Here is a 13,927-nt window from a genome sequence, read left to right as displayed (position 1 = left end):
TGCCAGGCACCCAATACAAGAAACCCCGCTCACTCGAGCGGGGTTTTTTATTGCCTGAAATTCAGCCTCACTGGAGGGCAGGCGGGCACTATGGTGCTGTTTCCCGCCGTGTTTTCTGATACTCGCATTCATCATCCCAGCCAATATCGACTTGTTTGCGGCCTATTTCTGCTCAATATCTATTCGAAGACCCGCATTCTGGATATAAAAAGCACAGAATGTGATGCTTCTACCTTTCTTGTCATGCCTGCTCTGGTTTAATTCCCGGGTCCACATCGATGGACCAAGGAATCACAATAATTTGAGGAATGGACACATGTTCAAAAGAACAGTAACGATGATGCTGGCGGCGGGAACCCTGGTATTAGGCGGTTGCGCATCCAATGGTGGTGCAGAGCAGGCGGCGGCGGACAACAGCGACTTCGGCGGCAAGTCCATCTACCTGCGTGGTGAGATGAACGACTGGATGGCCACCGACGAAAGCAAGGTCGTCAAGGTTGCCGACAAGCTCTACATGGCCAAGGGGACGCTCAAGAAAGAGTGGGCTCCTTACAAGTTCAAGTTTGCCGACTCCGGCTGGAGTTGTGGCACCAACTTCGGTTACAAGAGCCCGAGCGATGGCGTTGCCGTGCTCGGCGGGGAACCTGTACCGGTCAACCCGTGCTCCAAGTATGAGGACATGAAGTTCTCGCCCGAGGCGGATGGCGTCTATGAGTTCTATCTGAATATGGCGGGTGAGACACCGAGCGTATACGTCAAGAAACCCTGAGATAGTCTCTCGCTTTAAATCTCTCGGAAATTGAACCGGTTAAATGCCCTGGCCCAGAAATCTGCTGGCCGGGGTATTTTTTTAGGATAGAATCGGCGCCCTTACGACGGATGAATCACAATATATTGTGTTTTAAGTTCTTAAATTTACTACTGGTAGTATTTTTGTCACGATATTGCCCCATTCACAGGAGGTTGATTGACCATGGCTAAATCCATTCCGGTACTGGAGGGCGTCACCGCCAGCCGCCAGATCCCTCTGCAGGAGACGTCTCTCGAGATCTGGGACAGCAAGTATCGTCTCAAGAGCAAGGATGGCGCCCCCATCGACGGCTCCATCGACGAGACCTACCAGCGTGTCGCTCGCGCGCTGGCAGCGCAGGAGCGCGAACCCGACACCTGGTATGAACCCTTCCTGTGGGCCCTGCGCAATGGTGCCATTCCGGCGGGCCGTATCACCTCCAACGCCGGGGCGTTTGAGCACAAGCCGGCGACCTCCACCATCAACTGCACCGTCTCCGGCACCATTGAGGATTCGATGGACGATATCCTCGGCAAGGTGCACGAGGCGGGGCTGACCCTGAAGGCGGGTTGCGGCATCGGTTACGACTTCTCGACCCTGCGACCGCGCGGAGCCTTCGTTTCGGGAGCGGGAGCCTATACCTCCGGGCCGCTCTCCTTCATGGATATCTACGACAAGATGTGCTTTACCGTCTCCTCTGCCGGTGGCCGTCGTGGCGCCCAGATGGGCACCATGGATATCCGTCACCCCGATGTCGTCGAGTTCATCCAGGCCAAGCGGGAGGATGGTCGCCTGCGTCAATTCAACCTCTCCCTGCTTATCACGGAAGAGTTCGTCAGTGCGGTGAAGGAGGATGCCCCCTGGCAACTGATCTTCCCCTACACCGCCAAGGAGGTGGAGCAGGATGGCATCGCGCTGGATGACCCTGCGAGGGTGGTCTGGGCGGACTGGCCCAACAAGGAGGGTGTGGTGATCAACGAGCTGGGTCAGGTGGCCTGCAAGGTCTACAAGACCCTGCCCGCGCGCAAGCTGTGGAACGTCATCATGACCTCTACCTACGACTATGCGGAGCCCGGTTTCATCCTGATCGACAAGGTGAACCAGATGAACAACAACTGGTTCTGCGAAGAGATCCGTGCCACCAACCCCTGCGGTGAACAGCCTCTGCCGCCCTATGGGGCCTGTCTGCTGGGCTCGGTCAACCTGACCACCTTCGTGCGCGATCCCTTCACCGAGCAGGCCGCCTTCGACTGGCCCGCGTTTCGCAAGGTGGTGGCCATCTTCACCCGTATGCTCGACAACGTGGTGGAGATAAACCAGCTGCCGCTGGCCAAGCAGCGCGAGGAGATCACCGCCAAGCGTCGCCACGGCATGGGCTTCCTGGGGCTGGGCTCGACCCTCACCATGCTGCGCATCAAGTACGGCTCTGCGGCCTCCGTCGCCTTCACCGAACAGGTCTCCCAGGAACTGGCGATGACCGGCTGGCAGGAGTCTCTGCGTCTGGCGAAGGAGAAGGGGCCGGCCCCCATCATGGAGCAGGAGTTCGAAGTCACCGGCAAGATGCTGCGTCTGCGCCCCGAAATGGCGGCAGATGGCATCAAGCTCGGCGACAAGGTGAAGGGCAAGGTGTTGCATGCCCGCTACAGCCGCTACATGCAGCAGGTGGCCGAGGTGGATCCCGCTCTGGTGGCCGAGCTGGCTGAGGTGGGTGGACGCTTCACCCATCACAGCAGCATAGCGCCGACCGGTACCATCTCCCTGTCGCTCGCCAACAACGCCAGTAACGGCATCGAGCCGAGCTTTGCCCACCACTACAGCCGCAATGTCATCAAGCCGGGCAAGAAGAGCAAGGAGAGCGTGGATGTCTACTCCTTCGAGCTGCTGGCCTATCGCGAGCTGGTGAACCCGGCCGCCATGCCCTATGCCGAGGAGGAGGGTAGCCGCCTGCCGGATTACTTCATCACCGCGGACGACGTCACGCCGACCGGGCACGTGGATATCCAGGCGGCGGCCCAGCACTGGATCGACTCCTCCATCTCCAAGACCGCCAACGTGCCGACCGATTTTCCGTTCGAGCAGTTCAAGGATATCTACCTCTATGCCTCGGACTCCGGCCTCAAGGGCTGCACCACGTTCCGCTTCAACCCGGCCGCCTTCCAGGGCGTGCTGGTGAAGGAGAAGGATCTGGAGAACACCAGTTACGAGTTCACCCTGGAAGATGGCACCGTCATCACGGCGAAGGGGAACGAGGAGATCGAATACGATGGCGAGCTGCACACCGCAGCCAATCTCTATGACGCCTTGAAAGAAGGCTATTACGGCAAGTTCTGAGGACGAGACATGGTCAAGAAGATCGACAGAAAAATCGTCGCCTACAAGGTAAAAACCCGGGATGAGCCGCAAGATGCGCCGACGCCCAAGGATGACGTGGTGCACATGCATGAAACCGTGCTGCGCCCGGAACGGTTGATGGGCACCACCTACAAGCTGAAAACGCCGGAGCATGTCTCCGAGCACTCGCTGTTCATCACCATCAACGACATCATTCTCAACGAGGGCACGGTGCACGAGACCCGGCGCCCGTTCGAGATCTTCATCAACTCCAAGAGCCTGGAGCACTATCAGTGGATAGTGGCGCTGACCCGCATCATCTCGGCGGTGTTTCGCAAGGGAGGGGACGTCACCTTTCTGGTGGAGGAGTTGCGCTCCGTGTTCGATCCCAAGGGGGGGTACTGGAACAAGGGCAAGTACGTGCCCTCTCTCATCGCCGAAATTGGCAACGTGATCGAAACCCATCTCACCGAGATCGGCATGCTCAAGGTGCCCGGGCTGGACGAGCACCAGCAGGCGTTCCTGGCCGAGAAGCAGGCGCAATTGCAGGCACAGCAACAGGCAGAAGAGCAGCCAGCGGGCAGCGGTTTCCCACCCAGTGCCGCGCTCTGCTACAAGTGCCACACCAAGGCGCTGGTGCAAAAGGATGGCTGCATGACCTGTCTCAATTGCGGGGATTCCAAGTGCGGTTGAGGTGCTGATTGCCACCAAAGGCCGGCAACATGCCGGCCTTTTCGTTGCTGATTTTATGTTCGAACGACGCCCATGATGGCAGCGATTTGTTGCGCACCGGTAAATTCGGGCGTAGCGTTGAGGGTAATAAAACTGTCACGGCCGTGTGGTTTCAATGACATCTGAGATTCACACACGTGGCACCTTCAGTGCCAAGGAGGATGCTTATGGACAACACGGACCGAAAGCTGTTTATCCTGGATACCAACGTTCTGCTTCACGAACCCCTCGCCATCTACTCCTTCAAAGAGCACGACGTGCTCATCCCCATGACGGTGCTCGAAGAGCTCGACAACATCAAGGATCGCCAGAAGGACGTCAGCCGTGATGCCCGCATCGCCATCCGTGCCCTGGAAGATGTCTTCCGCGATGCGACTCCGGAGCAGATAGTGCAAGGAGTGGCACTGGCCGGCGAGGCGAGCGGCCGTATCTCCATCTTCAGCGATCACCATCTGCCCCAGGATGCCGAGGTGTTCACCGACAAGGAGGCGGACAACCGCATCATCAACGCCGCCCTCTACCTGCAAAAGCACGAGATGAAGCGTCAGGTGGTGCTGGTCACCAAAGACATCAACATGCGCCTCAAGGCCAAGGGAGCAGGTCTTGCCCATGTGGAGGATTACCGCAGCGACCAGCTCATCGACGACATCCGTCTGCTCGCCAAGGGCTTCCAGGTGGTGCCCGGCAGTTTCTGGGAGCGGGTCGGCGAGTGCGACAGCGAAACCCATGGCCGCGATACGGTCCACGTCATCGATGCCAACCTGCTGGAGGGAGTCCACGTCAACCAGTACCTCCTGGACGAGGAGAACTTCTTTGCAGCGCGGGTGCTGAGCCACGACGGCAACAAGATCCGCCTGAAAGATCTCGGCCGCGAGCGGCTGATGTCTCGCAAGGCCTGGGGGGTGCATCCCAAGAACGTCTATCAGGGCATGGCGCTGGATGCCCTGCTGGATCCGCACATCGACCTGGTGATCCTGACCGGCCCGGCGGGCTGCGGCAAGACCCTGCTCGCCATGGCGGCGGCGCTGGAGCTGGTGATCGAGAAGGGGATCTACGAGAAGGTGATCGTCACCCGCAATACCCCGGAAATTGCCGAGAGCATCGGCTTCCTGCCCGGCACCGAGGAGGAGAAGATGATGCCCTGGCTGGCGGCGGTGACCGACACCCTGGAGGTGCTGCACAAGCAGGACGAGAACATGAGCGGGTCGCTCAGCTACATCATGGAGAAGGCCAATATCCAGTTCAAATCGGTCAACTTCATGCGCGGGCGCAGCATCCAGAACACCTTCGTGCTGCTGGACGAGTGCCAGAACCTGACCGCGTCCCAGATCAAGACCATCATCACCCGCTGCGGGGAGGGGACCAAGATCGTCTGCTCCGGCAACCTGGCTCAGATCGACTCCAACTACCTGAGCCCGGTGACCTCGGGTCTGACCTACATCGTCGAGCGGTTCAAGGACTTCGACGGCAGTGCCAACATCTTCCTGAACGGGGTGGTGCGCAGCAGGCTGGCTTCGTTCGCCGAGGAAAATCTCTGATTTGACGGGATCTCTGCATGAGAAAGGGGAAGCCGGACGGCTTCCCCTTTTTTGATCCCGCCTATCTCATGCCTCTCTCGGTCGGCCCAGGTAGCGCAGCAGCCCGGGGTGATCGCTGCTGTGCAGGATATCCGGCTTGCCCTGCAAGGCGATGCGCCCTGCGTCGATGAAAAGCACCTGATCGGCGATGAGCTGGGCATAGTCCTGGGAACGACAGGGAGAGACCATCAGCTTGTCAGCCCTTCACTGTGGCGCCAGAGCGCGGCCCAGGTAGCGCAGCAGCCCCGGGTGATCGCTGCTGTGCAGAATATCCGGCTTGCCCTGCAAGGCGATGCGTCCCGCGTCGATGAAGAGCACCTGATCGGCGATGAGCTGGGCATCCTCGGGGTTGTGAGAGACCATCAGCACGGTGATGCCCTGCTCGCAGGCGAGGCGGGCGACCTCCGCCAGCATCTCCCGCCGCAGGGCCGGATCGAGGGCCGAGAAGGGCTCGTCCAGCAGCAGCAGCGGCCTGCCCCGCACCAGGGCGCGGGCCAGCCCCACCCGCTGCTGCTGGCCGCCGGAGAGCTGCTCCGGCAGGCGCGTCAGCATCTCCCCCAGGCCCACCTTGTCAGCGGCCTCCTGCACCAGCCTTTTCTGGGCCGGATTCAAGCGCAGGCCGGGATGCAGGCCGATGGCGATGTTGTCGAACACCGACAGGTGCAGGAAGAGGTTGTGATCCTGGAACAGGGTGGTGACCGGGCGCTCGGCGGGGCCCAGTGACAGCAGATCCTGGCCGTCGAAGGTGAGGGTGCCCGACTCCACCGGCACGAAGCCCGCGATCATGCCGAGCAGGGTGGACTTGCCGGCGCCGCTCGGACCGATGAGGGCGGTGATCTCCCCCTTGGGCAAGGTCGCACTGAAGGTCACCTGCCAGTCGGGATAACTGGTGACAAGTTCCTCAATTACCAGCATGTTTGGCTCCTGAATGTCGTTTTATAGAACAACAAGTAAGAAAAATTGATGAAAGGCAGCGTGAGTGACTGCCCCAAGGGGCGCCCCAGGGGCGTGCCCGGCCGGATCCTGGGGGCTGGGGGGCGGCAATGCCGCCGGGGATCAGTGATCCACATGTCTGCCTCCCAGTCCCCGCTCCACCAGCCAGAACAGGGAGAAGCAGAGGGTGAGCAGCAGCAGGGCGGTGGCGGCCGCCTCGGTCAGCCGGTAGCTACCGAGCTGCTGATAGAGCAGCCAGGGCAGGGTGGTGAGGGTCTGGCTGCCGAACATGGCGATGGCCCCGAGATCCCCGAGGGACAATATCATCGAGAGAGCCATGGCCAGGGCCAGCGGGCGGCGCAGCAGGGGCCACTCCACCAGGCGCAGGCGATGCAGGCCGCGCACCCCCAGGCTGTCCGCCAGCCGATCGTACTGGCGCACCACCAGTTGCATGGGGGCCGAGAGGGTGCGCAGCACATAGGGCAGCGCCATCAGGGCGTTGACCAGCACCACCAGCCAGGGGCCCAGGGCAAAGACGTCGGTGAAGGGCATGAACAGGATGAAGAGGCCGGTGGAGAGCACCACCGCCGGGATCATCAGGATCATGGAACCGCTGGCCTCCCACAGGGCGGCGGCCCGCCGTTTGCGATCCCGCACCCTCAGGTGGCGGCTGGTGAGCAGCAGCCCGGCGCCGAGCAAAGTGGCCAGGGAGCCCGCCGCCAGGGCTATGCCCAGGGACTGCCCCCCTGCCTGCCACAGCCGGGGTGAGCCGAGCGCCGCCAGCAGACCGGGGTTGAACCCGGCGACCACGATGGCCAGCAGGGGCGGCAGGAAGATGGCGAGCCCCATGGTCAGGGCCAGGCCATCCACCAGAGCGCTGCCCTTCTGGTGTCTGTCGGGACGCAGGCAGGGGCGACGGCTGGTGAGGCGACTGGCCGGGGTGGTCTGCAGCTTGTGTTGCAGCAGGAGCAGGGCCAGGGTCAGCAACAGTTGCACCAGGGCGAGCCCGCCAGCGGTGGCGAGATCGAAGTCAAAGCGCAGCGCCTGGTAGACAGCCACCTCCAGTGTGGTGGACTTGGGGCCGCCCCCGAGCGCCAGCACTGTGGTGAAGCTGGTGAAGCAGAGCATGAAGATGAGGCTGGCGAGCCCCGGCAAGATGCCGCGGATGAGCGGCCACTCCAGCAGCCGGAAGATGTGGGAGGAGCGCATGCCGAGCTGGCTGGCGAGGCGCCAGGAGGACTCGGGGATGCTCTCTATGCTCTGCAGAATGAGACGGGCGGCCAGCGGCATGTTGAAGAAGACATGGGCCAGCAGGATACCGAACAGGCCATAGAGGTAGTTGCCGGGGTCCAGGCCCAGGCCGTGCAGCAGTTGCGGCAGCCAGCCCTGGCGACCGTGCACCGCCACCATGCCGAAGATGGCGATGATGACCGGCAGCACCAGGGAGAGGCCGAACAGCTTGAGCAGCAGGCGGCGTCCGGTGAAACGGCGTCGCGCCAGGGCTCTGGCCACCGGGATGGCAAGCCCCAGGCTCAGCAGGGTGGAGAGCAGTGCCTGCCAGAGGCTGAAACCCAGCACGTGGCGCAGGTAGGGATCGCCTAGCAGGGCGCGGGGGGAGAGGGCCCCCGCCTGCCACAACAGGGCGACCAGCGGCCCAATGGAGAGCAGCAGGATGACCAGGGTAGCTGCACTGCCGGGCAGCCACCAGAGGGTGCGACGACCTGAACTCACTGGGTGACGGCTTGCAGCCATTCGCGGATCCACCCCTTGCGGTTGGCGGCCACCTCGTCAGCGCTGAAGGTGAGCGGCTTAGCTACGGTGATCATCTGTTCGAACCCCTTGGGCAGCACCACGTCTGTCACCGGATACATCCAGTTGCCGCCGGGGATCTCGTTCTGGAAGGCGGGGCTCACCATGAATTGCAGGAACTGGTCAGCCAGTTTGCCCTGTGTGGCGCCCTTGAGCTTGGCCGCTACTTCCACCTGGCGGTAGTGACCCTCCTCGAACGCGGCCGCCCGGTACTGGGGTTTGCTCTCGGCAATCAGGTGATAGGCGGGGGAGGTGGTGTAGGAGAGCACCATGTCCGCCTCGCCGTCGAGGAACATGCCGTAGGCCTCTGACCACCCCTTGGTGACGGTGACCGTCTTTTTGGCCAGTTGCGCCCAGGCGGTCGGTGCCTCATCCCCGTAGACCGACTTCATCCAGAGCATCAGGCCCTGACCCGGGGTGGAGGTGCGGGGATCCTGATAGATCACCTTGATATCGGGGCGCGCCACCAGCTCCTTCAGGCTCTTGGGGGGCTGCTTGAGCTTGTTGCTGTCATAGACGAAGGCGAAGTAGCCGTAGTCATAGGGGACAAAGGTGTCGTCTTGCCAGCCACCCGGTACCTTGAGACCATCGAGCCTGGTGGAATGGGGGGCGAACAGGCCGCTCTGCTTGGCCTCGCTGATGAGGGCATCGTCCAGCCCCAGCACCATGTCGGCCTTGCTGTGCTGGCCTTCCAGCCGCAGTCGGTTGAGGATGGCGACGCCATCCTCGAGGGGCACCAGATTGAGGGTGCAGCCGCACTCCTTCTCGAAGGCCTGCTTGATCTTGGGACCCGGCCCCCATTCGGCGGCGAAGGAGCCGTAGGTGTAGACGGTGAGGGTGTCGGCGGCAAACGCCTGGGCAGAGAGCAGGCTGGTGGCGATCAGCAGCAGGGTCTTCATCAATGGCACTCCTGTGGATGTCGGGGTGCTCATCAATGGCACCTCGCGTGTGGTGAGCGCCGGCGGATGAGGGCACAAAAAACGCGCGCCATGCCTCAAATTCCTCCGCCAGCATTATCTGGATCAGGTTCACGGGTATAATCTCAGCGGTAAACCGCACCCCGTTTGAGCAACGCATCGCATTGTATTGGCGTTCCTGGGGGGAGGCCAGCACTATGTTTCACGGGCCGCATCGTGCGAGCCACCACCAAGGAGGAAGTCCCCAGTGATCACCAGCACCAAGGAAAGACGTGCCTTCCAGCGCATGGTCATCAATGCCCCCGTCACCCTGTTCCAGCATCAGCAGGTGCTGGAGGGGGTCTGCCGGGATCTCAGCGCCAACGGCATGGGCGTCGAGGTGAACAAGCACGAGTTCGATCTGGCCCAGCCCATCCGGGTGAGCCTGGCGACCAGCAGCAATCTTCTGCCTCCCTTCGAGGCCCAGGCTCGCATCGTGCGGGTGCTGGAGGAAGAAGACGGTCTCCTGCTGGCGCTGGAGTTTCTCTCCCTCACCTGAGACCCGGGCGCCCGTCCTCCTCGAGACAGGCCAGCCATGGGCTGGCCTGTCTCATTTCCCCTCATCCTGCACCGGCTGTACGCTCAACTGGCCGCTGTCGACCAGCGTTTTGCTGGTGGGCGCGAGCTGGCCCATGGGCAGCTGGGCCGGGCCGGTCGGCTCCATCAGGAGGTAGGTCTCCCCCGCCCGGCTCAAGGTGGCTTCCCCCGGTTTGGCTGGCAAGGCCACCCCCAGCAGGGCGTGTCCCGGCACGAACACCATGGCCTGCTTGAGATCGGGATACCCCTGGGCCAGCAGGGCGGCCATCAGGGTCACCTTGCTGTCGCAATCCCCCCGGTTCTGCTCCAGCACCTGGCGCGGGCTCAGAAACCCCTTGCCAGAGCGGCCCGACTGGCTGTCGAGCAGTTGATAGGGGATGGCCTGGATGAAGTCGAGCATGTGGGCCACCGTCTTCTGGCGCGCCTCGGTCTCGGTGGCCCCTTCCTGCTTGAGCTGCTCCATCAACGGGGCCAGTTCGTCCCGGCTCTCCAGGGCGATGCGCACATGATCCTGCTTGATGGCGGGAGCGCCGTCGGGGGCAGTGAAGGGCTGGAAGTAGTGCAGCGTGAGCCAGGCGGCCTCCAGTTTGGCCTGCTCGGGCTTGACCCATTGGGAGGCTTCCCGCGCCTTGTCGGCGTTGCGGCTCTTGATGCTGAGGCTCATGGCGGGGCGAACGAGGGAGAACTGCACCTCGGGGAACGCCAGGGGGGCCTGTTGCAGCAGGCTTTGCAGTACGTCTTCCTGCATCCTGGCCGGACGGTAAGCGATGAGAGGGGGCAGCTTGCCCGCCTCCAGCCGGTAGCTGAGCTGCTGCGCCTTGCCCTCCCTGTCCTGCCAGCCGACGTTGAGCTGACCGCCACTGTTGGTGAAAGAGGTCTGCCCGCCCAGGGCCGGGAGGCTGAGCAGCAGGCAGAGCAATGAAAGGGCGCCCCTTGCGGACATAGGTGTCTCCTGTCGGACATGCAGAGGTGGCGGGCTTTGTACAGCGACCCGACAATAAAACAGGGAGCCTCGGCTCCCTGTTGATTCTACTCGCTTTCTTGTCGCTGGCTCGTCAAATCCAGCTTGGCTGCTTCGCCTCGAAGGCGCTGATGGCGGCCTCGTGCTGCAGGGTCAGACCGATGGCATCCAGCCCGTTGAGCAGACAGTAGCGACGGAACTCGTCGATTTCGAAGCCGAACGTGAGGCTGCCTGCACGCACCTGGTTAGCCTCCAGATCCACTTCGATCTCGATGCCCGGCTGGGCGGCGACCAGCTGGAACAGGGCGTCGACCTCCTCCTCTTTCAGACGAACCGGCACCATGCCGTTGTTGATGGCGTTGCCGTAGAAGATGTCGGCAAAGCTCGGGGCGATCATGGTCTTGAAGCCGTAGTCCGCCAGCGCCCAGGGGGCGTGCTCGCGACTCGAGCCGCAGCCGAAGTTCTCGCGGGCCAGCAGGATGCTGGCACCAGCGAATTGCGGTTTGTTCAGTACGAACTCCGGGTTGGGCTGTTCCCCTGCATCGTCCAGGAAGCGCCAGTCGTGGAACAGGTGCTTGCCAAAGCCGATGCGGTTCACCTTCTGCAGAAACTGCTTGGGAATGATGGCGTCGGTGTCGACGTTGGCGCTGTCGAGGGGAACGACGATCCCTTTATGCTGTTTGAAACCTGTCATCATGTTCTCCTTGTCGTTACAGCGCGCGAATGTCGGCGAAGTGGCCGGTGATGGCGGCGGCGGCGGCCATGGCCGGGCTCACCAGGTGGGTGCGACCGGCACGACCCTGACGCCCCTCGAAGTTGCGGTTGCTGGTGGATGCGCAGCGCTCCCCCGGTTGCAGCCGGTCGTTGTTCATGGCCAGACACATGGAGCAGCCGGGCAAACGCCACTCAAAGCCTGCCTCGATGAAGATCTTGTCCAGCCCCTCGGCCTCGGCCTGGGCCTTCACCTGCTCGGAGCCCGGCACCACCAGGGCCTGTACCCCTGCGGCGACCTTGCGGCCACGGGCGATGGCGGCGGCAGCGCGCAGATCCTCGATGCGGCTGTTGGTGCACGAACCGATGAACACCTTGTCGATGGCCACGTCGGAGAGCTTCTGGCCCGGTTGCAGGTCCATGTAGGCGAGGGCCTTGCGGGCGGACTGCTGCTCCACCGGATCGGCGAAGGATTCCGGTGCAGGGATGGGCTCATTGACGGCAATGACCTGGCCCGGGTTGGTGCCCCAGGTGACCTGCGGGGCGATGTCGGCGGCGTCGAGCACCACTTCGGCGTCGAAGTGGGCACCTTCGTCGCTTTTGAGGGTCAGCCAGTAGGCGATGGCCTGTTCCAGCGCTTCCCCCTTGGGAGCGAACTCCTTGCCACGGATGTAGTCGATGGTGGTCTGGTCGGGGGCAATCATACCCGCTTTGGCGCCGAGCTCGATGGCCATGTTGCACACCGTCATGCGCCCTTCCATGGTGAGCCCCTCGATGGCTTCACCGGCGAACTCCACCACGTAGCCGGTCCCGCCTGCATGACCCACCTTGCCGATGATGGCGAGCACCACGTCTTTGGCGCTGATGCCTGCGGCCAGCTTGCCGTTGACAGAGATACGCATGGTCCTGGCGCGGCCCTGTTTCAGGGTCTGGGTGGCCATCACGTGTTCCACTTCGGAGGTGCCGATACCGAACGCGAGCGACCCGAAGGCGCCGTGGGTGGCGGTGTGGGAGTCACCGCAGACGATGGTGGTGCCGGGCAATGTGATGCCGAGCTCCGGGCCCATCACGTGGACGATACCCTGGTACTTGTGGTTCAAGTCATAGAGACGAACCCCGAACGCCTGGCAGTTGGCGGCGAGCGTTTCCATCTGGATGCGGGCCATCTCGCCGGAGGCGGCGATGTCCTTGGTGGTGGTGGAGACGTTGTGATCCATGGTGGCCCAGGTCAGATCCGGGCGACGCAGCTGGCGGTTCATGGCGCGCAGGCCGTCGAATGCCTGGGGGCTGGTCACTTCATGCACCAGATGACGGTCGATGTAGATGAGAGGGGTTTCCCCTTCCACTTCCCGCACCACGTGGGCGTCGAACACTTTCTGATAGAGGGTCTTGGACATTGCTCGGTTTCCTTGTTATCGATGCCGTGGGATCAGATGCGCGCGGCGATCTGGCTGCCCATGTCGGCCGTGCTCTGCACCGGGTGCGTGGCGCTGGCCTGATGCAGGTCGGCGGTGAAATAGCCTTCTGCCAGGGTCTGGGCCACAGCCTGCTCGATGGCCTGGGCGGCGGCTTCCTGGCCGAGACTGTAACGCAGCATCAGGGCGGCGGAGAGGATCTGGGCGATGGGATTCGCAATCCCCTTGCCGGCGATATCCGGGGCCGAGCCACCGGCCGGCTCGAACAGACCGAAGCCGGATTCGTTGAGGCTGGCGGAGGGGAGCAGGCCCATGGAGCCGGTGATCATGGCGCACTCGTCGGAGAGGATGTCACCGAACAGGTTGGAGCAGAGCAGCACGTCGAACTGGGACGGATCCTTGATGAGCTGCATGGTGGCGTTGTCGATGTACATGTGGTTCAGGGCCACATCCGGGTAGGACTTGGCGACCTCGGTCACCACCTCGCGCCACAGGATGGAGGAGGCGAGCACGTTGGCCTTGTCGATGGAGGTGACCCTGGCCTTGCGCACCCGGGCCGATTCAAACGCTATCTTGGCGATGCGCTCGATCTCGAAGCGGTGGTACACCTCGGTGTCGAAGGCCTTCTCGGTGGCGCCTTCCCCCTCGCGCCCCTTGGGCTGGCCGAAATAGATGCCGCCGGTCAGCTCGCGCACGCAGGCGATGTCAAAACCGCGATCGGAGATGTCGGCACGCAGCGGGGAGAACTGCTCCAGACCGGTGTAGATGCGGGCCGGGCGCAGGTTGCAGAACAGTTTGAAGTGGGCACGCAGGGGCAGCAGGGCACCGCGTTCCGGCTGATCGTTGGGCGGCAGGTGTTCCCACTTGGGGCCACCTACCGATCCGAACAGCACCGCATCGGCCGCTTCGCAGCCTTTGATCGTGCTCTGGGGCAGCGGTGTGCCGTGGTTGTCGATGGCGATGCCGCCGACGTCGTGACGGTCATAGTCGAGGGAGAAGCCGAATTTGGTCTGCACCTTTTCCAGTACCTTGATGGCCTCTGCCATCACTTCCGGGCCAATGCCGTCACCCGGCAATACTGCGATCCGATAACTGCTCATACTCTCTCCGTCTTGATAGTGTGATTCCGTTTCATCCGGGAGGCCGGTCCGGGCCACTGCCCTGGCCCCGGTCCT

At 62.7% G+C, this 13,927-nt stretch carries 13 protein-coding genes, 1 pseudogene and 1 riboswitch; of the genes and pseudogenes, 6 read left to right on the top strand and 8 right to left on the bottom strand.

From position 1 onward, the window contains the following. The 5 genes from BGO64_RS09250 to BGO64_RS09230 all read left to right on the top strand — a co-directional run. The coding region (locus BGO64_RS09250) for a hypothetical protein (protein ID WP_286700539.1) at positions 1-261 on the top strand (261 nt) is incomplete at its 5' end. A 55-nt stretch (positions 262-316) separates the two neighbouring features. Then, on the top strand, positions 317-769 hold the full coding sequence (locus BGO64_RS09245; RefSeq protein WP_029313820.1) for an early set domain-containing protein: 453 nt from the start codon (positions 317-319) through the stop codon (positions 767-769). A 204-nt stretch (positions 770-973) separates the two neighbouring features. After that, positions 974-3,121: an adenosylcobalamin-dependent ribonucleoside-diphosphate reductase gene (locus tag BGO64_RS09240; protein WP_286700538.1), complete on the top strand. Its 2,148-nt coding sequence runs from the start codon at positions 974-976 to the stop codon at positions 3,119-3,121. A gap of 9 nt (positions 3,122-3,130) precedes the next feature. Further along, positions 3,131-3,814, top strand: coding sequence for a TSCPD domain-containing protein (locus tag BGO64_RS09235; protein ID WP_045523810.1), 684 nt, complete (start codon positions 3,131-3,133; stop codon positions 3,812-3,814). A gap of 206 nt (positions 3,815-4,020) precedes the next feature. Continuing rightward, a complete protein-coding gene (locus BGO64_RS09230; RefSeq protein WP_010673145.1) occupies positions 4,021-5,391 on the top strand; it encodes a PhoH family protein in 1,371 nt (456 codons plus the stop codon). Between the two features lie 66 nt (positions 5,392-5,457). Here BGO64_RS09230 and BGO64_RS09225 read toward each other — a convergent pair. The 4 genes and pseudogenes from BGO64_RS09225 to thiB all read right to left on the bottom strand — a co-directional run. Then, a pseudogene (locus BGO64_RS09225) lies at positions 5,458-5,622 on the bottom strand (thiamine ABC transporter ATP-binding protein); the annotation flags it as partial. Between the two features lie 12 nt (positions 5,623-5,634). Next, positions 5,635-6,345 (bottom strand): thiamine ABC transporter ATP-binding protein, encoded by a 711-nt coding sequence (gene thiQ / locus BGO64_RS09220; protein WP_039041185.1) that lies wholly within the window; start codon positions 6,343-6,345, stop codon positions 5,635-5,637. 141 nt (positions 6,346-6,486) lie between these two features. Beyond that, complete coding sequence (gene thiP / locus BGO64_RS09215) at positions 6,487-8,115, bottom strand: thiamine/thiamine pyrophosphate ABC transporter permease (protein ID WP_042016674.1); 1,629 nt, start codon at positions 8,113-8,115, stop codon at positions 6,487-6,489. Then, entirely contained in the window at positions 8,091-9,071 is a 981-nt protein-coding gene (thiB, locus tag BGO64_RS09210; RefSeq protein ID WP_201925387.1) for a thiamine ABC transporter substrate binding subunit, read from the bottom strand. The genes thiP and thiB overlap by 25 nt, the downstream gene beginning before the upstream one ends. Positions 9,072-9,154: 83 nt before the next feature. Next, positions 9,155-9,245: riboswitch (TPP riboswitch) on the bottom strand. A 91-nt stretch (positions 9,246-9,336) separates the two neighbouring features. Here thiB and BGO64_RS09205 point away from each other — a divergent pair. Next, positions 9,337-9,627, top strand: a complete 291-nt coding sequence (locus BGO64_RS09205; protein ID WP_010673149.1) for a PilZ domain-containing protein — start codon at positions 9,337-9,339, stop codon at positions 9,625-9,627. 51 nt (positions 9,628-9,678) lie between these two features. Here BGO64_RS09205 and BGO64_RS09200 read toward each other — a convergent pair whose 3' ends face one another. The 4 genes from BGO64_RS09200 to leuB form a co-directional block, all read right to left on the bottom strand. After that, positions 9,679-10,608 carry a transglutaminase-like domain-containing protein gene (locus BGO64_RS09200; protein WP_286700536.1) on the bottom strand — a complete coding sequence of 310 codons (930 nt, stop codon included), beginning with the start codon at positions 10,606-10,608 and terminating at the stop codon, positions 9,679-9,681. A 112-nt stretch (positions 10,609-10,720) separates the two neighbouring features. Beyond that, positions 10,721-11,320, bottom strand: a complete 600-nt coding sequence (gene leuD, locus BGO64_RS09195) for a 3-isopropylmalate dehydratase small subunit (RefSeq protein WP_039041180.1) — start codon at positions 11,318-11,320, stop codon at positions 10,721-10,723. Positions 11,321-11,336: 16 nt separating this feature from the next. Further along, a complete protein-coding gene (gene leuC, locus BGO64_RS09190; RefSeq protein ID WP_286700535.1) occupies positions 11,337-12,734 on the bottom strand; it encodes a 3-isopropylmalate dehydratase large subunit in 1,398 nt (465 codons plus the stop codon). A gap of 32 nt (positions 12,735-12,766) precedes the next feature. Beyond that, complete coding sequence (leuB, locus tag BGO64_RS09185; RefSeq protein ID WP_041211114.1) at positions 12,767-13,852, bottom strand: 3-isopropylmalate dehydrogenase; 1,086 nt, start codon at positions 13,850-13,852, stop codon at positions 12,767-12,769. Positions 13,853-13,927: the final 75 nt, after the last annotated feature.

Origin of the sequence: Aeromonas sp. 62-46 (assembly GCF_001898585.1) — a bacterium.
In the GTDB taxonomy this organism is placed as follows: domain Bacteria; phylum Pseudomonadota; class Gammaproteobacteria; order Enterobacterales; family Aeromonadaceae; genus Aeromonas; species Aeromonas caviae.
Note: the sequence above shows the minus strand (reverse complement) of the source record. Positions and strands in the feature narration are given on the sequence as shown.